Here is a 20,501-nt window from a genome sequence, read left to right as displayed (position 1 = left end):
CCCCCGGGTGAACCAACCCTACGAACGGCTCGCTCGTCCCGACCGAGAAGGCAGGACCCCATGACCGCGACCCATACCGCGCAGGAGGCCCTCTGGCGCTCCCGGAACGGCCTGGACCTGCCCGACCGGGTCCCACCCGCCGACCGCAGGGCGTGGGAGGCCCAGGGCCTGTGCCCCGACGCCGACCTCTTCACTCTCTTCCGAAGGCACGCCCTGGCCTCCCCGGGCCGCGAGGCGGTGGTGGACGAGCGGGGCACCCTCTCCTACGGGGAGCTGTACGCGGAGGTGCTGCGCGTAGCGGCCCTGTTCGCGGAGGCGGGGCTCGGCGCCCGGGACGTGATCGCGCTCCGGCTGCCCAACGGGCGCCTCGCGGTGGCGGCGGAACTGGCGGTCTACGCCCTCGGCGCGGTCGCGCTTCCCTACCCGCTCGGCGGAGGGGTCCGCGACACCCGTACGCTCCTGGCCCGGTCCAGGGCGGGCGGAGCCGTCCTCAGCGAAGCCGAGGACCTCGAAGCGGCAGCCGAACTGCCTTGGTTGCGAGCGATGTTCACGATCTCCCCGGGCGCGGCCACCGGGGTGCGGCGGCTGGACCGTGTCACACCCGGCGGGACGTTCCGGCCGGCCGACCCCCCGGCCGAGGCCACGGCCCCCGCACGGCTCCTCGTGTCCTCCGGTTCCGAGGCCGAGCCGAAGATGGTCGCCTACAGCCACCAGGCCATGGCCGGGGGCCGGGCCGCTTACCTGCGGGCCATCGCCGGCCTCCCGGCCGGACCGCTCCGATTCCTCGTTCTCGTCCCGCTGGCCTCCTCGTACGGCTCTCTGGGCGTCCCGGCCACACTCGCCGCGCTCGGGGGGACCCTGGTCGTGCGCCGGCGATTCGACGCCGCCGACGCGCTCCGGGCGGTCGTCGAGCACCGGCCCACCCACGTGTTCGCGGTGCCGACCATGCTGCGGCGGATGGCGGACCTGCCGCGCCTCCCGGGGGAGGACACCTCCTGCCTGCGGGCCCTCGTCTCCAGCGGCGCCGCGCTGCCCGCCTCCACCGCGACCGCCTGCCGGGAACGCTTCGGCGTGCCGGTCGTCACCGTGTACGGCTCGTCGGACGGGGTCAACTGCCACACCGCCGCCCCCGCCGGAGACATCGCCGGCACCCCCGACCCCGCCGTGACCGTCATCCGGATCGTCCGGCCGGACGGCTCTCCGGCGGCCACCGGGGAGCCCGGGGAGATCCAGGCCAAGGGGCCCATGACCCCGCTGTGCTACGTGGGCGCGCCCGAACTGGACACCCGCTACCGCACCGCCACCGGCTGGGTCCGCACCGGCGACCTCGGGGCGCTCGACGAGGCGGGACGGCTGCGGGTCCTCGGTCGGCTCAAGAACGTGGTGATCAGGGGCGGTTACACCATCAGCCCGGCCGAGGTGGAGCACGAGATGGGCACCGATCCCCGGATCGCCGAGGCGGTGTGCGTCCCGGTGCCGGACGAGGAGTTCGGGGAGCGGCTGTGCGCGTGCGTACGGCCGGTTCCGGGGGCGCCCGCGCCGGTCCTGGGCACCGTGACCGCTCACCTCGAAGCCCGGGGGCTGGAGCGGCGGAAGTTCCCCGAATACCTGCTGGTACTGGACCGGCTGCCGCTGCGGCCCACCGGGAAGGTCTGCCGTCGCACCGTCACCGGCTGGGCCGTGGACGCCCTGGGCGCCGGAACCCCGCCCGGCGCGACGGTCCAAACGTGAACCCGAGGCAGAACATTTCACTCGTACAGGGGAAGTAGCGGATATATAGCGCTTGAGCGCTGAATTGCATGCAATTCTGGAACTGTAAACGGAATTTTTGATTCAACTTCCTTCGCGGCAGCGACCCTCGGTGGTCCGGCAACCAATGGAGCAACTCGCGTGCGATGTTCCCGCGTCATCCTCGTCCTCGCCTCCGCAAGCGCGGTGCTGGGTCTCCTCCAGACCCCCGCTTCCGCGGCCGACGGGACCGTCACCGTCTTCCAGACGGAGGTACAGCCCCTGGCCGTGTACGAGAACCCGAGCGGCTGCCACAAACTGCCGGGCGCGGCGCACGTGCTGACCAACGCCACGGACGGGCCGGTGCGCATCTACGGCGACCCGTTCTGTCTCGGGCCGTCCCTCGAGGTCGCTCCCGGCCATGGCGCCCACGTGGCGCCCGGCAGCGGCAGCTTCAGCGCCTGACGACCCATCTCGAGGGGACGCACCGGAAACATGGGGGGACACATGTCCACAGAAGTCGCCGTGGTCGGGCTCGGTTACGTCGGCCTCCCGCTGGCCCGCCGGGCCTGCGAGGCGGGTCTGGCGACCGTCGGCTACGACATCGGCGCCGACGTCGTCGAGGGACTGAACCAGGGGAACTCCCACATCGAGGACATCCACGCCGAGGACATCGGGGCGATGCGCGCCGCGGGCTTCCGCGCCAGCACCGACCCCGGCATCCTCGCGGGTGCCCACACCGTCGTCATCTGCGTGCCGACCGGACTCACCCCGGCCGGCGCACCGGACCTGGAACCGCTGACCTCGGCAGTCTCGACCGTGGCCCGCCACCTGGAACCGGGAATGCTGGTCTGCGTCGAGTCCACCAGCCACCCGGGCACCACGGAGGAGATCGTCCGACCCCTCCTCGAAGCGCACGGATTACGCGTCGGCGAGGACTTCCACCTGTCGTACTCCCCCGAGCGCATCGACCCCGGCAACCTCCACTACACCCTGCGCACCACACCGAAGGTCGTCAGCGGCTGCACCGAGCTCTGCGTCAAACACGCCACCGCCTTCTACGAGCGTCTCGTCGACGAGGTCGTCGTCGCCGCCGGGACACGGGAGGCGGAGATGGCCAAACTGCTGGAGAACGCCTACCGGTACGTCAACATCGCCCTGGTGGACGAGGCCGCCGTCTACTGCGACCGGGTCGGCATCGACATCTGGGACGCGCTGCGTTGCGCGGAGACCAAGCCCTTCGGGTTCTCCGGATTCCGGCCGGGCCCCGGCGTGGGCGGCCACTGCGTCCCGGTCGACCCCCGTTACCTGATGACCCGCGCCGCCGAGCAGGGCTTCACCTTCCATACCCTGGGCGCCGCCCGCACCGTCCTCGACGCGATGCCGGAGCACGTCGCCGGACGGGCCCGCGCCCTGCTCGTCGCGGCGGGCAAGGACCCCGCGCGGGCCCGGGTGACTCTGCTCGGCGTCGCCTACAAGGCCGACATCTCCGACACCAGGGAGTCGCCCGCCTACGCAGTGGCCCGCGCGCTGAGTGCCCTCGGGACGCGGCTCGCCTATCACGACCCCTACGTCGAACGCTTCGAGGTGGACGGCGTCCCGGTGCCCCGGCAGCCCTCACGGGAGCAGGCCCTGACGGGCAGCGACCTGGTGGTGCTGCTCCAGGAGCACTCCGAGTACCGGTCGGCCGACTGGGACGCCGCCGCCTGTCCCGTACTGGACACCCGGGGAACGGCGGAGGGCCGACGCGTGGTGCGGCTCTGACGCCGCGCCACGCCCCGCAGACCTCCGGTCCGGGCCGGCATCCCTGGCCCGGACCGTGGGACCGGCCGTACGGACACCCGTCCGGAACGGCACCGTAGAAAACAAGGAGATCTCATGACCATGGCAGTCGGCAACGTCGCCCAGGAGCGCCTGTCGAAGCGTTTCGACAAGTGGGACGTGAACGGAGACGGCGTGCTGGAGCCCTCGGACTTCGTCACCGAGGCCGCCAACATCGCCCGTGCCTTCGGCGAGAAGCCCGAGTCGGCGAAGGGCATCCAGCTGCGCGACGGCTTCATCGCCATGTTCCAGAACCTCGCCAAGAGGGCGGGCGTCGCGCCGCAGGGCCAGATCGACCGCGCGCAGTTCCTCCAGGCCGCCGGTGAGGTCGTCCAGGGCGGCGCCGCCTCCTTCAACCCGGTCCTCGGCCCGGTCACCAAGGGCATTGTGGCCCTGGCCGACAAGAACGGCGACGGCGTCATCGACGAGGGCGAGTTCGCCACCTGGCTCCAGGCGCTCGGCCTGAGCAAGGACGAGGCCCGCGACGCCTTCCGGCAGATCGACACCGACGGCAGCGGCACGCTGTCCGAGGACGAGCTGCTCACCGCCGTGCGCCGGTTCCACCTCGGTGAGCTCGATGTCGAGCTCCTCGGCTGAGTCCGTCGTCTGAGCTGAGAGCGGCCGGCCGGCATCCCTTCGGGGACGCCGGCCGGCCGTCTGCGTGGGCGCACCTCTAGTCGGCCGGTACGAAGACCACCGGGGTCTCCGGCGCCAGTGCCAGGGACCGGCCGGTGAGCAGCCTGGGCGCGTGGATCACGATGTTGTAGTGGTTGGGCAGGTGACAGCCGTCGAAGCCGAGCACGCTGCCCACCGGCTCCCCTCCGATCAGCACCGTGTCCCCCCGGTCGAGGACACCGCCGAGCTCCAGCTCGACGAAGCCGAGGAAGCCGACCCTGTCCACCCGGGAGCCCGGCACGTCCGTCCACCGGTCGGTCGTGACCAGTTCGTGCACTTCGCCCTGGCGGACACAACGGGCCGCGAACGGCTCCAGGGCCATGCCCCGGTCCGTACGCTCGTGCAGCAGCACCTTGACCAAGGTCCCGCGCACCGCGCGCTTCGCGCCGTTCTCGTGCCGGTCGGCGTCCAGGGATGGCGGGAGGGCGGGCAGGGCGGGGCAGGCGGTCATCGTGACTCCGGTCGGGGTGTGAGGTGCGGTTCCCGCGGGGCGCGGGGCACCGGGAGGCCGGTCGCGGCCTCCGCGGCGTAGACGGCGGCGACCAGCTCCAGCGCGGCCAGGCCGCCCTCGACGGCCCTGGAGGGGTCAGGCAGGTCGCGCAGCCGGGCGAGATCCCGCAGAACGCCCTCGTACTCGTGCCACAGCGACTCCTTGAAACCGGGGCGGCCGTCCAGCATGTCCGCGGACAGCTCGGTGCCGTCGTCGAGCCGTACCAGGACGTCCTTGACCTCTCCCGGGTAGGACCAGTCCAGCTCCACCCGTCCCCGCCCGCCCGGTCCGGCCAGCTCGACCACGGCCTGCCGGTCGGTGCCGGCCGCGTCCCGGGTCACGTCCACGGCGACGACCTGCGAAGGGGTCTCGCCCAGCAACAGCCGGACCAGGTCGAAGGCGTTGGGCCCGTTGTCCGCGACGCAGCCGCCGCCGCAGCGGGCCGGGTCCAGGTACCAGGTGTCCGCGCCGATGTGCTCCTCGATCCGCTCCAGGTACCGCACCCGCACGGACTCCACCCGCACCGGCGAGTCCGGCGGGGGCAGTCGGCGCAGCAGCCCGAGGACCCGGTCGTTGTAGCGGCGGTGGAACGCCGTGAACAGCGGGACGCCGTACTCCCGTGACAGCTCGGCCAGCCGTCGTCCGTCCGCCGGGTCCAGCGCGAGCGGCTTCTCGACGCACACCGGGACACCGGCCCGCAGCGCGTCCGCGCACACTTCGGCGTGCGCGTGGTTGGGCACGGCCACGACCAGGGCGTCCAGCGGCCGGCCGGCGAGCATCTCCCGGTGGTCGGTGTGGCAGGCGACCCGGCCCCGGTGCGGGGCGAGCGCCTCCTCACGCAGGTCACAGACCGCGGCCACCTCCCACCCGGGCAGACGCTCGGCGGCGGCCAGGTAGTAGCGCGAGATGACACCGAGCCCGGCGATGCCCAGACGGCGGGGGGACGAAGACAAGGGGGTGGTGCCTTCGACGGGCGGCGGCAAGTCGTCTCCTGTGGTCGGTGTCATCGGTTCTCCGGGGCGATCGGGAGCCGGAGGCCGAGGGCGGTCAGCTCGGTGTGGAGCGCGACGGACAGCGGGACGCCCGACGCGCGCCGCTCCTCGGCGCGCTCGGCCTCCGGGTGGCCCGGGTAGCGGACCGGCCCCTGGCCCGGCAGCGGAGGACAGTCCAGTACCGTGCCGAACATCTCCCGGGCGTCCTCTTCGAAGCCGTCACGCAGCGCGCCGGGGGCGATCGCCAGGACGAGGAAACCGATGTCGTCGTCGCTGCCGCCCGGCCTGCCGTCCCCCTCCAGCGCCGCCGGGGCGGGACCGGTGGCCGCTCCGGGCAGCACGGCGGCCAGCAGTTCCACCGCGAGCCCCAGCCCGAACCCCTTGAAGGCCCCGGTCGCCGGGGTGCCGCCGAGCCAACCCAGCCAGGCTTCGCCCCGGTCGTAGGCGGCCGCGTCCCGCACCGGGCGCCCGGCGTCGTCGGTGAGCCAGCCCTCGGGCGCCTCCCGCCCGTCGCGGGCCGCCGTACGGACCCTGCCGGTGGGCACGACGGTGGTGCTCATGTCCAGGACGAAGGGGCGCCCCTCCAGTGCCGGCGCCGCCACGCTCAGAGGATTGGTCCCCAGCAGGGCGGCGGCGCCGAGCGGCGGGCGGGCGATGCGCTGGCCGCCGCAGTTGGAGGCCACCACCCCGACCATGCCGTGGTCGGCGGCCCGCCGCGCGTGGACGCCCGCGCAGCCGAAGTGGGTGGCGCCCCGCACCGACACGAGCCCGATGCCACAGCGGGCCGCGCGCTCCACCGCGAGGTCCATCGCCTCCGACGCGGCCCAAAGACCCAGCGCCCGCCGGTGGTCCAGGACCACACAGGCGCCCAGGTCACGCAGGACGCGCGGTTCGGCGGCCGGGTCGGCGCCGCCGGACTCCAGCAGCGGCCGGTAGAGCCGGCTGAGGTTGAACACGCCGTGCGAGTCCATGCCGGTCAGGTCGCCGTAGCAGAGCGCCTCGGCGGCGAGCCGGGCCCGGTCCTCGGGGACCCCGAGCCGGACGAAACAGGTGGTGGTCTCGTCGAGCAGCACCTCGTACGGGACCGTCACCTCCCTCCCGTCGCCGGGCGCCGGGCCGGCGTTCGGGGGTGCGGCGCCGTCGGACAGTGTGGACGTCATGCGGTTCCTGCTCTCTCGGTAGGTACCGGTACGGCGCGGTCCACCGCGCCCTGCCGGACGTCATCGGCGAAGGCGGTCAACAGTGCGGCGATACGGGCCGCGAACGCCTCCAGGTCGGCCAGATCGACGAACTCGCCCGCCGCGTGGGCCCGGTTGGCGTCCAGCGAGCCTGGTCCGAACACCGTGGTGAAGGTGTCCGCCGCGCCTTCCAGCCAGATCGCGTCACAGGTGAACCCCGGCTCGTCGTCCGGCCACCGGACGATGCCCGCCCGGGCCAGCAGCTCCTCGCCCCACGCCGGCTGGGGCCCGAGCGCGGGCAGACCGCGCTTCTCCCACTCCAGCCGGGTGATCCGGGCCGCGTCGGACGCGGTACGCGCGAAGAGGGGGCTGTCGGAGAAGCGGGCGGTGAACTCCCGCAGCCCTTCGTCGAGAGCCCGGACGAAAGCGCGCTCGGCGGCGGCACCGGCCGTGGCGGTGGCGTACGCCAGGTTGAGCAGCAGGCCGCCGGTGCCGTGCACCTTGTTGTGCAGCGTGCCGGTGTGCAGCCCCGCCACGCAGACCGTGGACGAAGGCCCGCCGGAGGCGGCCGGGCCGAGGGCCGCGGCGAAGTGCTGGGCGAGGAAGCCCAGCAGGACGGTGGCGTTGTGCCCGGCCCCGGGCCGGTCGTCGACGGCGTCCTCGCCGTCGACCGTGACGCGGGCGGTGGCGGCGGCGGTCGCGCGGGGCAGGTGGCGCAGTCCCGTCGGCTCGCAGAACACGTTGAGCCGGCCCACGTACCCCGCCTCCACGAGCGGCCGGGTGCCGAAGGTGCCAAGCGCCCCGCCCTCCTCACCCGCCACCGCCTGTACCAGCACCGCGACGTCCCGGCCGATCGCCGGGCAGGTCGCGGCGGCGGCCGCGACACCCGCGAGCAGGGCCACCGCCGGGCCCTTCGCGTCCACGGCTCCGCGGCCGGTGAACCGGGCGCCGTCGTACGTGGGGGGTTCGCCGCCGGCGACGGTGTCCAGGTGCACGTTGAACATCACCGTGCGCTCCCGGGGCAGCGCGGGTCCCAGCCGCAGCACCAGGCTCGGCTGGCGTTCCAGGAACGACGGGTCGGAGGCGAGAGCGCGCCGTACGGGCAGCGGAGTGTCGTCGCGCAGCACCGTCGCGGGGGCCGGGGCGGCGAGGGAGACCGTCTTGAACCCGAGCCGTGCCGCCGCCGTCGCGTAGGCGCGCAGGGCGGCCGTCAGCAGGTGGGGCGTGTCGGGACCGGTCTCCAGGGGACCCGCGGTGGGCGTGTGCAGCAGGTGCAGCAGCAGCCCGGTGTCGACGACGGGCGGCCGCGCCGACGGGGGAACCCGGGAGGCAGCGGGGGCGGGGAGGGAAGGAGCAGCCGGGGCGGGGGTGGGCAGGCCGGGGCCGGTGTCGGCCGGGGCGGGCGGGTGCGGGACGGGCAGGGTGGCCAGACGGCGGGCCGCCCGGACGAACGGGCCGGCCGTGTCGGTACCCTCGCCCCGCAGCCCCGCGTGCGGGACCACCGCGAGATGGGGTTCGAGGGAGTAGGCGCCCCGGTAGCCGTGCTCCTCAAGGAGTCGTACGCAGTCGGCGACCCGGGCGACGCCCTCGCCTGGCAGGGTGTAGACGGCCTCGCCCGGCCGGTCGCCGGGCAGCGCGTCCTTGACGTGGACGTGGGCGACGTACGGCAGCAGCCGTTCGAGGAGCGCGTGGCCGTCGTACCCGTACGGCACCCCGTTTCCGGTGTCGAACAGGACGCGCAGCGCCGGACTCTCCACCTCGGCCAGCATCCGGAGCGTCCGGGAGGCGTCGGATCCGGCCCAGCCCGTGCAGTTCTCGTGGAGCAGTTCGACGCCGAGCCGCTCCGCGAGGCGGGCCAGGCGGCGCATCCGGTCGATCGCCGAAGCCGCCCACTCGTCCTCGGGCAGCCCGTCGCCGGTCCACGACATGACGCGCAGGCTGCGGCAGCCCAGTACCCTGCCGTGTTCGGCGAGCCGCTCCAGCTCCTCCAGGTCGACGGAGAAGGGGCCGGTGACGGGGCGGGCCCAATTGCCGATCCGGGAGTCGAGGCAGACCACGCCGAGGCCCGCCGCATGCAGCAGCCCGGCGGCGTCCCGCACGGCCGGTGCGGACAGGTCGGCCAGCGCAGTGCCGTCCAGGGTGCGCAACTCCAGGGCGGACCAGCCCAGTTCCCGGGCGACGGCGATCTGCCCTGCCAGGCCGGCGGCGGCCTCGTCGCCGATGCCGGTGATCCGGCCGGTCAGGTCAACGGACTCCGACACGGGACGCCTCCTCGTACCGCGCGCGGGCGTTGTCGTCCGCGCATCGCTGCTTGGCCTCGTCCAGGAGCCGGACCACGTCGGCGTGCAGGGCGAAGTCCGCCGCCCAGGAGGGGTCCTCGGCCGGAACGGTGCAGAACCGGGAGTAGGTCCGGTGCAGGAACGCGGTCAGCGCGTCGTCGCGGAACACCTCGCGCCGCCCGTCGATGTCGAGCTGGACGTGATCGTCGGCGTCGCTCGGTGCGAAGTGGCCGACGGCGGTACCGTGTTCGAAGACGAGGACGGCCCTGCGCTCTCGTACGGGCGCGGTGAGGTCGGAGACGATACGGGTCCGTACCCCGTTCGCGTGCCGCAGTTCCAGCAGCGCGGAGCCCAGGCCGGGACGTACGGTCCCCCCGATCCGCAGGTCGGTCAGCCGGGCGCCTGTCGTCTCGGCCGGGCCCGCGAGCGACAGGACCAGGCCGAGGGAGTGCGGCATCTCCACGTCGAACGCCGTGGGGTGACCGTCGTCGGTGCGCAGCGAGCGGGTGAAGCGCGGCTTGTGCTGGGTGACGTCGATGCGCAGCAGCCGCCCCAGCCCACCCGAGCGGATCTGCTCGCGCAGGCGGTCGGCCAGGGCGGAGGCGGGCCAGTGCGCCACCACCGCGAGGCGCAGCCCGTGGCGGGCGCGCAGTTCCGTCACGGCGGCCTGTTCCCCGGCGTCGGCGGCCAGTGGCTTCTCCACGATCAGGTCGCGGTAGCCCGCGGCGCACAGCTCGGCGAGGACGGCGAGCCGGGTGGCGGGCGGGGTGCAGACGTGGACGACGGCACGGTCGGGGGGCAGCAGCGCCCGCGCCCGTTCCAGCGACGTCGTCACGGTGACCCCGTCCGGCACCGGAGCACGCTCCCCCGGCCGGGGGTCGACGGCGACCACCGGCCCCCGCCACAGGTCCGGCGACCGGTCACGGACGGTGCGCAGGGCCCGCAGGTGCAACCCGGCTCCGGAGCGGCCCAGTCCGACGATCAGGGGCTGTCTCATACGATTATTCCATCCGCTGATTCGGGCAGGGTGCGGCAAAAATCTCGCCGCACCACGCGACACCGGTCAAGGAAATCAGAGACACCATCACCGAAAAGTATGAATTTTCTTTGGGGATTCGCGACTTCATTCTTCCTGCTGTTACGTTCGCCGGGCAGCCTTCCCGTGGACGGGCCACGACCCACCCGTCACCTCTCTCGGGCCGCTGTCCTGGCCCCAGTTGATGTCGGCGTGCCGCCGGCCGAGAAGAATTGTTTCCGCGTGACGCCATCCAGCATTCCCTTTTTCTCCCAGGCGAAGACGTTCGAAAAGATCTGGCCGGATCTCCGGGCCGGAGTGGACGAGATTTTCGCCGACGGCAAGTTCTCGCATTCCCGCCAGGTCGGCTGTCTGGAAAAGGCCCTCGCGCACTACACCGGGGCCCGCCACGTGATCGGGGTGAACAGCGGGACCGACGCCCTGGTACTGCTCCTCAAGGCGTGCGGGCTGCGCCCCGGGGACCGGGTCCTGGTCCCCGCGTACTCCTTCGTCGCCACCGCCAGTTCCGTCGTCCTGGCCGGCGGGCGGCCCGTCTTCACCGACATCGACCCGGACACGTACGCCATGCACCCCGGCGGGATCGCGGCCGAGGCGGCCGACGGCGCCCGGTTCGTGCTGCCGGTGCACCTCTTCTCCCGGATGGCGGACATGGCGGCGCTCTCCGCGTTCGCCGCCGACCAGGGGCTGTTACTGCTGGAGGACAGTGCCGAGGGCATCGGCATGCGGCAGAACGGCGTCCACGCCGGTCTGCACGGACTCGGCGGGGTGCTGTCGTTCTTCCCGAGCAAGACACTCGGCGCGCTCGGCGACGCCGGGGCCGTCCTCACCGACGACGCGGACCTCGCCGACCACGTGGCCGCGCTGCGGCACCACGGCCGGACGGGACGCACCCTCGCCCACTTCCCCGGCATCTCCAACGAGACGCTGCACGTCGGCCACAACAGCAAGATGGACGACCTCCAGGCAGCCGTCCTGCTCGCCAAACTGGCGGTCCTCGACGAGGACATTCGCCACCGGGCCGTCCTGGCCCGCCGTTACGACGAGGGGCTGCGGGGATCGCCCGGCATCACCAGGCTGCCCGCGATCACGGGCGCCCCCGACGAGGTCTTCTACGTCTACCTGATCGAAACCGACCGGCGCGACGAACTAGCCGCGCACCTCCAGGACCAGGGCATCGGCACCGAGACGTACTACCCCCTGCCCCTGCACCTCCAGCCCTGCTTCGAGGAGCTCGGCCACCGGCCCGGCGACTTCCCCGTCGCCGAGGCCGCCTCCCGCCGCGCTCTGGCCCTCCCGCTGTACGCCGATCTCACCGAGGCCGAGGTGGCCCGCGTCTGCGCGGCCGTCCGCGCCTTCCACACCAAGAAGGTCCCCGCATGACCACCGCCGGCGACCGAGGCGCGGCCCCTGGTACGGGTTCCGCATCCGGTACGCGTACCACCCCTGCCCCCGGTACGGTCCCTGCCCCCGGTACGGTCCCTGCTCCCGGTGAGGGCCCCGCGGCCGTCGCCGGTGACCGTGTGCCCTTCTTCCCGTCCGACCTCTTCCACGAGGACCGTGAGACCTTCCTGCGGCTCCTCCACGAGATCGGTACCGGCGCGGACCAGAAGTTCATCCTGGGCGACCACACCCGCCGTCTCGAGGACGCCCTGCGCGACCGGCTCGGCGCCGCCGACGTGGTCGCCTGCTCCAGCGGCACCTCCGGCCTCCACCTCATCCTCACCGTTCTCGGCATCGGCCCCGGGGACGAGGTCGTGGTCCCCGCTTTCGGCTGCGCCCCGCTCGCCGCCGCCGTCCTGCACACCGGCGCAGTCCCCGTCTTCGGTGACATCGACCCCCGTACGCTCACCCTCGACCCCGCCGACGCGCAGGCCCGGGTCACCCCGCGGACCAAGGCGCTGATGCCGGCCCACATGTTCTCCGTCATGGCGGACATGCCCCGCTTCGCCGCCCTGGCCGCCGCCGGAGGACTGCGCCTGGTCGAGGACTCCGCAGTGGCCCAGGGCGCCGTCCTCGACGGCACGCCCGCCGGACTGTGGGGGGACGCCGGACTGTACTCCTTCGTCCAGGTCAAGTCCTTCGGGATGCCCGGCGAGGGCGGCGCCGTCGTCACACGGGACGAGGACACCGGCCGCCGGGTCCGGATGCTCCGCAACCACGGCCAGGACGGCGTCCGGCGCGGCCTGCACCACACCATCGGCATCAACAGCCGCTTCGACGAGATCCAGGCCGCCTTCCAGCTGCACCGGCTGTCCGGCCTCACCACCCGCCTGGACCGCCGGGCCCGGATCGCCGCCCACTACACCGAACACCTCACCGGCCTGCCCGGCATCACCACCCCGCCGCCGGGCACCGACGGCCGCTGCTACTACGTCTACACCCTGCTCGCCGACGACCGGGACGCCCTGCGGGACCACCTGTCCGCCGAGGGGGTCGACACCCACGTCTACTACCCGAAGGCCCTGCCCGACCAGGCCGCCTTCGCCCCCGTCGCCGCCGGCCGGCCCGGCCCCGACTGGCCGCACGCCCGGGAGGCCGCCCGCCGGCACCTGTCCCTGCCCGTCCACCACCGGCTCACCGACGCCCAGGTCGAGCACATCACCGACGCCGTCCGTGCCCACGCCCTGCGTACCCGCCGGTGACCGCACCGCCCCGGACGGGCCGTGCCACCGTCCCCAGCCCCGCACGGAGTACCTCCGCATGAACCCTGATCTCGACATCGCCGTCGTCGGCTCCGGACTCGCAGGGCTCGCCGCCGCCCACGAGCTGCGCCGCAACGGCCACGAGGTGTGCGTCTTCGAGGCCGCCGACGCCCCCGGCGGCCGGATGCGCAGCCTCCGCCGCGACGGCTACCTCATCGACACCGGGGCCGAACAGATCTCCGCCCAGGGCTACCGCGCCACCTGGCAGCTGGTACGCCGGGCCGGTCTCACCCCCGACGACGTGCCCCGCATCGGCCGTCCCATGGCCGTCTGGCGCGACGGACGGCCCCACAACGGCGTCGGCGAACCCCGCGCCGTGCTCACCGGCGCCGGACTCGTGCCCGCCGCCCGGCCGTCACTGGCCCGGTTCCTCAGCTGGAGCGGACGCCACCGCGCCGCCCTCGACCATGACCACCCCGAGGACACCCCGCTCGGCACCGACACCGTCGCCGCCGCCTCGCGCCGCTACCACCCCGACCTCCACGACCACCTGCTCCAGCCGCTGTCGGCCGCCTTCTTCGGCTGGGACTCCGAACGCAGCGCCGCGGCACCCCTGGTCGGCCTGCTCCTCGCGGTCGGACCGGTCTCCGCGTGGCGCACCTACCGGGGCGGCATGGACCTGCTCGCGACCCGCCTGGCAGCAGGACTCCAGACCCGCTACGGCCACCGGGTCGAGGAGGTCACCGACCACGGCGGCCACGCCCGGCTCACCGTCGGCGGCGCCGTCCTCACCGCCCGCGCGGTAGTCCTCGCCGTGCCCGCTCCGGTCGCGCTGCAGCTCACCGGAGGCGCCGACCCGGCTGCCACCGGATACCCGGCAGCCTCCACCTACCGGCCCATGTTCAAGGTCAGTTGCGCGCTCGACCGGCCGCTCACCCCGCGCGGCGGCGCCTACGCGCTGCTCACCCCCGAGTGCGAGGAACCGCTGCTGTCCTGCGTCATCGTGGACCACCTGAAGTGCCCCGACCGTGCCCCCACCGGCCGTGGCCTGGTCAGCCTGCTCGCCTCCCCGCGCCGCATCCCCGAACTCGTCGAGGCCGGCGAGGAGGAGGCCGCCCGCCGGCTCGCAGCCGCCGCCGAGCGCTACGTACCCGGGCTCGGTGCGGCCCTCACCGCCACCTACGTCCACCACTGGCCACAGGCCATGCCCGAGATCACCCCCCGCGCCCTCGCGCTGCGCGCCCCGTTCCTGCGCCGCCCGGCGCGCGCCGTCGAGTACGCCGGGGACTGGGTCGCCGCCCGTCCCTCCAGCGAGGGCGCCGCCCGCTCGGGCGCGCTCGCCGCCGCCCGCGTCCTCGCCCACCTCGCCCCGCGCCGGGGCCGCACCGTCCGGCAGGAGACCGCCGCATGACCCCCCACGACCTGGGCGTCCTCTTCGACGACCTCGCCGACGCCGGCACCCCCACCCGCTTCCACCTCGACCGCCCCTTCGACCTGACCCCGGCGCCGTCCGGCACGGGCGTCACCGGCGTCGCGGGCGTCACCGAGTGGACCGTCCCGGAACTCGCCCTGCTGGTGCGGGAGACCGCAGGCGCGCTCGCCGCCGCCGGGGCCGGTCCCGGCGAACGCGTCGCGATCGTCAAGGCGAACCACTGGGACTACGACCTGATCGCCTGTGCCGCCATCCGTACCGGCGCCGTCCCCGTGAAGCTCTCCGACCACCTCGCGCCCGGGGCCCTGCGCGTCCTCCTGGACCGCTGCGCGCCCCGCGTCCTGGTCACCGACCTCGACGTGCTCGGCCGCGACCCGACGGTGGACCTCGTAGGAACGGCCCGCACCACCCTCGTCCTCGGCTCCAGCGGCGATCTCCCGCGCGGCACCGTGCACCTCGACGATCTGAGCGGCCACCCCGACCCCGGACCGCACCCCCGCGACGACCACGCCCCCCTGGTCGTCGTCCACACCAGCGGCACCACCGGCGTACCGAAGCTGGTCTCCCACACCACCCGCACCCTGGTCCACCACCTCGCCCGGTTCGAAACCCTGCCGGTGCCGCGCATCGGCCTGCGCCGCGACGACATCCTCTTCAACTCCAGCTCCTACGCCCACGGCCGTACCATCTGCTGGACGGCCGTCGCTCCCACCCGCGCGCCCCGGCACATCTCCGTCGACTCCGGTGGGCGGCCCGAGACGGCCGACCTGCTGCTGCGCGCCCATCCGCCCACCGTCGTCGAGGCGCTGCCGTCCCGGTACGTGCGGCTGCGCCCGCTGACCCGGCGCCTGGACAGCCCGTTCCGGGACGTACGGACCTACATCAGCACCTACGACGCCGTGCACCCCCCGGTCATCCGGTCCTACCTCCAGGCCAGTTCACGGCGCCGACCGGTGTGGATGCAGGGTTGGGGCCAGAGCGAGACCGGCCCGCTGACCTTCGCCTTCCACACCCGCCGCTCCGTCGCCAGGGCCGCCGACGGCGCCGCGACCACCGTGCGGGACCTCGGCCGTCCCGTCCCCCTGAAGACCCGGCTGAAGGCCGTCGACCCGATCACCTTCCGCCCGGTGCCCGCCGGCTCCCCCGGCCTGATCCTGTGCCGCACCCGGGCGCTCGCCCCTGACTACGTGGGTGAGCGGGAGCGCTGGACGGCCAAGCGGCACGGCTCCTGGTGGAACACCGGAGACATCGCGACGATCGCCCGTGACGGAAGCGTCCGGCTTCTCGACCGGGAGGTCGATCACCTCCCCGGGTTCAGCTGCCTGCAGGCCGAGGACATGCTGGAGGACCGGCTGTCCGAGGCCCTGGAATGCGTCGTCCTCGCCCGGACCGGCACCGACCCGCTGCCCGTCGTGGTCACGGAGGACGGCACGCTGGACCCCGCGAGCTGGAAGCGGGCCTCGGATGGCCTCCCGGCGCTCGCCGAACCCGTCGTGGTCGGCTGGGACGAGGTCCCGCGCACCGGCACAGGGAAGGTCCGGCGCGCGGCCCTTCTCGAACGGCTGACGGGCAGCACGGAGACCTGCGGCACCGGCCGCTGGACATGACCGGGAACCCACCCGTGCCGCGTCCGGCCACCACCGGCCCCCGTGGCTACGCCTTCGACAACGACAGCCCGCACAGCGCCCACCACCACGCCTCCCTCGAAGGGGCGCTCGATCCGCTGACGCTCGGTCACCTCCAGGAGGCAGGCGTGGCCCCCGGCATGAACTGCCTGGAGATCGGGGCCGGCGCGGGCAGCGTCTCGCGCGGCCTGCTCCGGCTTGTCTCTCCCGGCGGCACCGTCACCGCCACCGACATCAAGCCGGGCCGGATCGCGCCGGAGCCCGGACTGACCGTCCTCACCCACGACGTCACCACGGACCCGCTGCCCCGGAGCGCGTACGACGTCGTCGTCGCCCGTCTGGTCCTCCAGCACCTGCCCGAACGGCAGGCGGTCCTACGGCGGCTGGTCGGCGCGCTCGTACCCGGCGGGCTCCTCCAGGTCGACGAGTTCGACGCCGGGCACGAGCCGTGTCTCCTCGCACCCTCTCCCGAAGACGCCGGCCTGTACGAGCGGTTCACCACGGCCAAGGCAGCGCTGATGCGCGCGGGCGGCGGCGATCCCACCTGGGGCCGCCGAGCGGCGGCCGCACTGCGCGAGGCAGGCCTGACCGGCCTCCGCATCCGACCGCACGTCCTGCTGCGTGCCCCCGGAACGCCCGCGCTCGGCCTCCAGCTCCACCACCTCGCCCACCTCGCGCCCCGGCTCCTCGACAGCGGCTTCACCCCTGCGGAACTGGACCGACTCGGCTCGATGATGCGTGCCCCGGAGTTCGCCGCCGCGACGGGCGTCCTCTACTCCGTGCAGGGCCGCCGCCCTCTCCGTATCCCCACCGCCGACACACCAGCCGTGCCGCGCGGCACCACCCGAGACACCATCCCAAGCCCCGAGGCGACATGACCGACTCCACGCTCACGACGACCACCGCGCCCACCGGGCGACCCGCACAGACGCCTCGCGCCGACGGAAGACTCAAGACCTACGCACGGCTCGGCAAGCTGGACGTCTACGACTACTACCTGGGCACCTTCATCGCCCTGTCCGCCGTCCTGCTGCCCCTCGGCACGCTCACCGGCCGCACGGCCGCGGTCTTCGGCGTGTTCCTCGTCGGGCAGGTCTTCCTGCTCATGGCGATGACCGCCTTCGACGACGTCACGGGCTTCCGCGACGGCAGCGACATCACCAACTACGGCCCCGACCACCCGCTGCGGAACGTGAAGCGCAAGCCACTGGTCGCCGGCGCGCTGACCGTGCCCGAAGCCCTGCGCTTCGCCTGGGCCGGCGCCGTCCTGGCGGCCCTCCTGTTCGGGGTGACCGCATCCCTCGCCCCGCACCGCCCTGCCTGGACCGCGATCGGGCTCGCCGTCCTGTGGGTGGTGACCCTCCAGTACTCCTACGGCGTCAAGCTCAGCTACCACGGCTTCCAGGAGATCTACCTCGTCGCCCTGGGCTTCGCCCTCGTCATCCTGCCCTACGGCATGGTCACCGGCCGGGCCACCGGGTTCCTCCTGGTCCAGGCCGTCCTCTTCGGGTTCGGCCCGCTGATGTTCGGGGTCTACTCCAACACCAACGACGTCGACGGCGACCGCTCGGTGGGCCGCCCCACCGTCGCCGCTCTGGTCTCGGAACGCGGCAACGCCCGGTTCATCGGCTGCCTTTCCCTGACCGAGTTCTTGACGATCGCCGCCGCGAGCGCGGTGGGCATCGCTCCCTGGTGGTTCGTGCTGCTGATGCTGCCCGCCTCACTGCTGCGGCTGCGGCAGTACCTGCTCGGCTTCCGCAGCGGTGACATCATGCGGGCCCGTCGCACCGGCTTCGCCGTGCACCGGCTCGGTGTCGTCCTGATGATCGCGGGCAACCTGCTGGCGGCGGTCACGGGGTGAGACGAGGGCGGAGAGGTAGGTGGTGTGGCTGCTACTGGGGCTTGGGCGGTCGGATGCCGTGTTTGAGGAGTCCTGTCCACAGGCGGGTGCGGCTGACCGGGTCGAGGGCTTCGTGCGCCGCGAGGAGGCCGCCGGTGAGCGCGCCGAGGAAGCCGCCCGCCAGGCAGTCCTGGCCCGAGAGGTAGAGACCCTTGACCCCGGTGCGCGGGCGCAGCCAGTCCGCGAGGCCGGGGTGGCGGCCGTCGCCGAAGGCGGCAGTGTCTTTGGCGAGCCCGTAGAGGCTGCCGCCGGGCCAGCCGGTGAAGTGCTCGGCTGTCAGAGGGGTGCCGAGTTCGTGATAGGCCACTCGACCCTTGGTACGAGGCAGTTGGCGGTGGAGCTGGTCGAGGAGCTGTGCGGTGAGCTCGGCTTTCAGAGCGAGGTAGGCCGGGTCCCGATGGCGCCAACGCGAGCCGTGGAAGGGCTTGAACAGGTCCGGGTGGACGTAGGTGAGGATCTCGCCGGTCGACCGGCCGGGGTGCCGTGCGGTCCAGGTCGGGTCCTTGGCACAGGAGAAGGAGAGGAAGTGGCCACTGGTGCGTCCGCCGGTGCCGTCGAAGAAGGCGTCGCAGTCGCCGTCGGTGACCATCAGGTTGTGCCGCGGCAGTCCCAGTTCCTCCGGGTCGCCGTCGAGGCCGACGAAGAGGATCACGAACGGGAATCCACGCCGCATGCCCTCCAGGCGGTCGGTGCCGCCGACAGGTGGGCGGGGCAGCAGAGTGCGGTAGGTGTGGTGGGCGCCCGCCGCGCTGACCACTACCGGGGCGCGCACACGGGTGCCGTCCGCCAGCGTCACACCCGTCGCCCGCGCCCCGTCCAGCTCGATCCGGGCGACCGGCGCCCGTACGAAGACCTCTCCGCCGGCGGTACGGATCGGGGCGAGCATCGCGCGGGCGATGGCGGCGCTGCCGCCCACCGGGTACCAGGCACCGGTGCGGAAGTGCTCGAACAGCACAGCGAGGAGGAAGAACGGCAGCTTGGTGGTGGAGTCGGCCAGCAGCAGCGCGCTCGGGGTGAGCACCGCCTGCCGCAGCCGCTCGTCCCGAACCAGCCCCGCCACCACTTCCCGGGCCGGCCGCAGCGCCTCGGCCGGGACGGCCGCCGCCCGCAGCAGGCGGGCCAGCCGCCGTACCACCGGGCCCGACAGGCGTCCCAGCGCGAGCACGGGAAGCGTCGCCCGGCACCGCCCGACCAGCCGGAACAGTGCCTCGATCCCTGCCCGTTCGTTGGGGAAACGCGCGATCAGACCGGCCCGGTAGGCGGTGAAGCCGACAGGCGCCCGGTGTACCTCGCCCGCCAGCCGGTACTCGTCGTACGGGTCTCCGAGCGAGGCCCATTGCAGAGCGCCGCCGGTCAGGTAGTCCGACACCACCCGGACCGGCTCGCGCTGCGCCAGCTGGCCGACGTAGTGGATGCCGACGTCCCACTCCCAGCCGTGCCGCCGGTAGGCGTGGGTGTAGCCGCCTGCCGTGTAATGCTGCTCGAACACCGCCACCCGACGTCCCTGCCGGGCCAGGCAGACCGCCGTCGTCAGCCCGCCGGCCCCGGACCCGATCACCACCGCGTCGTACGCGTCCGCGACCCGGCCCCTCGCCAGCGGCCGTCCCACCAGCACACCGCGCGTCACCGAGCGTCTCCGGTTTCGGAAACGGTGCCCGGGGCCGCTGCCCTGGTGGCGAGGATGCTCAAGGCGCTGCTCCAAAGGGGTGACAGGAAGGCGACACCCGGTGGAACGCCCCGCCGGAGCCGGGGTTACGGCCTCCCGTCAGCCGTCACCTGGAAGGAGCTGAAAGGGAGTTGACGCCCCTGTGCGGGCCCGGATCATCCGATCGGGCGGCTTTCGATGCCGGGCCCTCACCCGTGTCCGGCCACCATGCAGCAGCACTTCCGAGGGCTGGTCCACTTCCGCGAAGCGGAGCGCGGCATCGGCCTGCGCCTGATCCACTCCGGCGAAGCGTCAGGCGCGTACGTCTCGCTGCGGCACTCCCTTGAGGACTGCCGCCACCGTGGCGAAGTCGTTGTCCCCGTGGAGCACTGTGTGGCCGTGATGGACCACTGTCGCGCGCACCAGGAGATCGATGGCTCCGGCGGGGCGGCGCTGTCCGCGCTGGGTGCGGCAGAGGTCATCCAGCTCTTCGGCCAGCTCGTCACGGTGGGCCGGGCTCATGGCCGAGTAGAGGAACTCCACCCTCGTGGGCTCGCAGATGTGGAACACGCCGGCGGCGATGTGCCCTTCCCAGGGCCGCAACGCCCCCGGCTTACGAAAGAGGTGCCACAGGGCGGACGTGTCGAGGAGGTACGTGATCACTCGAAGGCTGCCCGCCGGGCACGCTTGGCAGCGGCATGCGCCGCAGCCGCAGCCTCGAACTCGCCCCGCTCACCCCGCGCGGCCAGCTTCTCGGCGGCCTCCAGCCGCTTGACGCGCGCCATGTAGTCCCGCAGCGCCCCGTTGACGGTCTCCTTCTTCGTCGAGACGCCCATCAGCCGCATCGCCTCGGCCAGCACGTGAGCCATCCGGGTGATGTCGGCGTGTCGCTACGAAAGGCCAGGTCGGCACGGGTGCACCGTGAGGTACGAAAAAGCCCGCCCCCGCAGGCAAAACCTTCCTGCGGGCACGGGCTGACCGTGGGGCGGGTGGGACTCGAACCCACGGCCGACGGATTATGAGTCCGCTGCTCTAACCGGCTGAGCTACCGCCCCGAT

Annotated in this window: 18 protein-coding genes and 1 tRNA gene; 10 read left to right on the top strand and 9 right to left on the bottom strand. The window is 73.4% G+C overall.

The genetic code is table 11. The annotated features are described in order from the left end of the window. The first annotated feature begins 60 nt into the window (after nucleotides 1-60). From ACIRB7_RS07610 to ACIRB7_RS07595, 4 genes are all read left to right on the top strand, one after another. Complete coding sequence (locus ACIRB7_RS07610) at nucleotides 61-1,731, top strand: class I adenylate-forming enzyme family protein (RefSeq protein ID WP_403593738.1); 1,671 nt, start codon at nucleotides 61-63, stop codon at nucleotides 1,729-1,731. Between the two features lie 159 nt (nucleotides 1,732-1,890). Then, a complete protein-coding gene (locus ACIRB7_RS07605; RefSeq protein WP_403593735.1) occupies nucleotides 1,891-2,193 on the top strand; it encodes a hypothetical protein in 303 nt (100 codons plus the stop codon). 42 nt (nucleotides 2,194-2,235) lie between these two features. Next, on the top strand, nucleotides 2,236-3,492 hold the full coding sequence (locus ACIRB7_RS07600; RefSeq protein ID WP_403593732.1) for a nucleotide sugar dehydrogenase: 1,257 nt from the start codon (nucleotides 2,236-2,238) through the stop codon (nucleotides 3,490-3,492). 114 nt (nucleotides 3,493-3,606) lie between these two features. Beyond that, the gene (locus ACIRB7_RS07595; RefSeq protein WP_403593729.1) at nucleotides 3,607-4,146 is read left to right on the top strand and encodes an EF-hand domain-containing protein; all 540 of its coding nucleotides are present in this window, start codon (nucleotides 3,607-3,609) and stop codon (nucleotides 4,144-4,146) included. A gap of 76 nt (nucleotides 4,147-4,222) precedes the next feature. Here ACIRB7_RS07595 and ACIRB7_RS07590 read toward each other — a convergent pair whose 3' ends face one another. The 5 genes from ACIRB7_RS07590 to ACIRB7_RS07570 are packed head-to-tail and all read right to left on the bottom strand — an operon-like array spanning nucleotide 4,223 to nucleotide 10,160. Next, the gene (locus ACIRB7_RS07590) at nucleotides 4,223-4,675 is read right to left on the bottom strand and encodes a DUF6917 domain-containing protein (RefSeq protein WP_403593727.1); all 453 of its coding nucleotides are present in this window, start codon (nucleotides 4,673-4,675) and stop codon (nucleotides 4,223-4,225) included. Further along, nucleotides 4,672-5,667: a Gfo/Idh/MocA family protein gene (locus tag ACIRB7_RS07585; RefSeq protein WP_403593724.1), complete on the bottom strand. Its 996-nt coding sequence runs from the start codon at nucleotides 5,665-5,667 to the stop codon at nucleotides 4,672-4,674. Before ACIRB7_RS07585 ends, ACIRB7_RS07590 begins: the two co-directional genes overlap by 4 nt. Before the next feature lie 50 nt (nucleotides 5,668-5,717). Then, complete coding sequence (locus ACIRB7_RS07580; RefSeq protein WP_403593721.1) at nucleotides 5,718-6,866, bottom strand: Ldh family oxidoreductase; 1,149 nt, start codon at nucleotides 6,864-6,866, stop codon at nucleotides 5,718-5,720. Continuing rightward, complete coding sequence (locus ACIRB7_RS07575) at nucleotides 6,863-9,145, bottom strand: M20/M25/M40 family metallo-hydrolase (protein WP_403593718.1); 2,283 nt, start codon at nucleotides 9,143-9,145, stop codon at nucleotides 6,863-6,865. Before ACIRB7_RS07575 ends, ACIRB7_RS07580 begins: the two co-directional genes overlap by 4 nt. Next, nucleotides 9,129-10,160, bottom strand: a complete 1,032-nt coding sequence (locus tag ACIRB7_RS07570) for a Gfo/Idh/MocA family protein (RefSeq protein ID WP_403593715.1) — start codon at nucleotides 10,158-10,160, stop codon at nucleotides 9,129-9,131. Before ACIRB7_RS07570 ends, ACIRB7_RS07575 begins: the two co-directional genes overlap by 17 nt. A gap of 336 nt (nucleotides 10,161-10,496) precedes the next feature. Between ACIRB7_RS07570 and ACIRB7_RS07565 the strand changes: the two genes are divergently transcribed. The 6 genes from ACIRB7_RS07565 to ACIRB7_RS07540 are packed head-to-tail and all read left to right on the top strand — an operon-like array spanning nucleotide 10,497 to nucleotide 17,759. Continuing rightward, nucleotides 10,497-11,579: a DegT/DnrJ/EryC1/StrS family aminotransferase gene (locus tag ACIRB7_RS07565; protein WP_403593712.1), complete on the top strand. Its 1,083-nt coding sequence runs from the start codon at nucleotides 10,497-10,499 to the stop codon at nucleotides 11,577-11,579. Beyond that, nucleotides 11,576-12,841 (top strand): DegT/DnrJ/EryC1/StrS family aminotransferase, encoded by a 1,266-nt coding sequence (locus tag ACIRB7_RS07560; protein ID WP_403593709.1) that lies wholly within the window; start codon nucleotides 11,576-11,578, stop codon nucleotides 12,839-12,841. Before ACIRB7_RS07565 ends, ACIRB7_RS07560 begins: the two co-directional genes overlap by 4 nt. 58 nt (nucleotides 12,842-12,899) lie before the next feature. Further along, nucleotides 12,900-14,252, top strand: coding sequence for a protoporphyrinogen/coproporphyrinogen oxidase (locus ACIRB7_RS07555; RefSeq protein ID WP_403593702.1), 1,353 nt, complete (start codon nucleotides 12,900-12,902; stop codon nucleotides 14,250-14,252). Then, the gene (locus tag ACIRB7_RS07550; protein WP_403593699.1) at nucleotides 14,249-15,880 is read left to right on the top strand and encodes an AMP-binding protein; all 1,632 of its coding nucleotides are present in this window, start codon (nucleotides 14,249-14,251) and stop codon (nucleotides 15,878-15,880) included. Before ACIRB7_RS07555 ends, ACIRB7_RS07550 begins: the two co-directional genes overlap by 4 nt. A gap of 14 nt (nucleotides 15,881-15,894) precedes the next feature. Further along, nucleotides 15,895-16,776, top strand: coding sequence for a class I SAM-dependent methyltransferase (locus ACIRB7_RS07545; protein ID WP_403593696.1), 882 nt, complete (start codon nucleotides 15,895-15,897; stop codon nucleotides 16,774-16,776). Next, a complete protein-coding gene (locus ACIRB7_RS07540; protein ID WP_403593693.1) occupies nucleotides 16,773-17,759 on the top strand; it encodes a UbiA family prenyltransferase in 987 nt (328 codons plus the stop codon). The genes ACIRB7_RS07545 and ACIRB7_RS07540 overlap by 4 nt, the downstream gene beginning before the upstream one ends. A gap of 31 nt (nucleotides 17,760-17,790) precedes the next feature. Here ACIRB7_RS07540 and ACIRB7_RS07535 read toward each other — a convergent pair whose 3' ends face one another. From ACIRB7_RS07535 to ACIRB7_RS07520, 4 genes are all read right to left on the bottom strand, one after another. Continuing rightward, complete coding sequence (locus ACIRB7_RS07535; RefSeq protein WP_403593690.1) at nucleotides 17,791-19,425, bottom strand: phytoene desaturase family protein; 1,635 nt, start codon at nucleotides 19,423-19,425, stop codon at nucleotides 17,791-17,793. A gap of 330 nt (nucleotides 19,426-19,755) precedes the next feature. Continuing rightward, nucleotides 19,756-20,106, bottom strand: a complete 351-nt coding sequence (locus ACIRB7_RS07530; RefSeq protein ID WP_403593687.1) for a VapC toxin family PIN domain ribonuclease — start codon at nucleotides 20,104-20,106, stop codon at nucleotides 19,756-19,758. After that, a complete protein-coding gene (locus tag ACIRB7_RS07525) occupies nucleotides 20,103-20,312 on the bottom strand; it encodes a type II toxin-antitoxin system VapB family antitoxin (protein WP_403593684.1) in 210 nt (69 codons plus the stop codon). The genes ACIRB7_RS07530 and ACIRB7_RS07525 overlap by 4 nt, the downstream gene beginning before the upstream one ends. A gap of 112 nt (nucleotides 20,313-20,424) precedes the next feature. Then, nucleotides 20,425-20,498 (bottom strand) — tRNA-Ile (locus ACIRB7_RS07520). Nucleotides 20,499-20,501 lie beyond the last annotated feature (3 nt).

The organism is Streptomyces sp. NPDC093795 (assembly GCF_044764665.1).
Lineage (GTDB): Bacteria > Actinomycetota > Actinomycetes > Streptomycetales > Streptomycetaceae > Streptomyces.
Note: the sequence above shows the minus strand (reverse complement) of the source record. Positions and strands in the feature narration are given on the sequence as shown.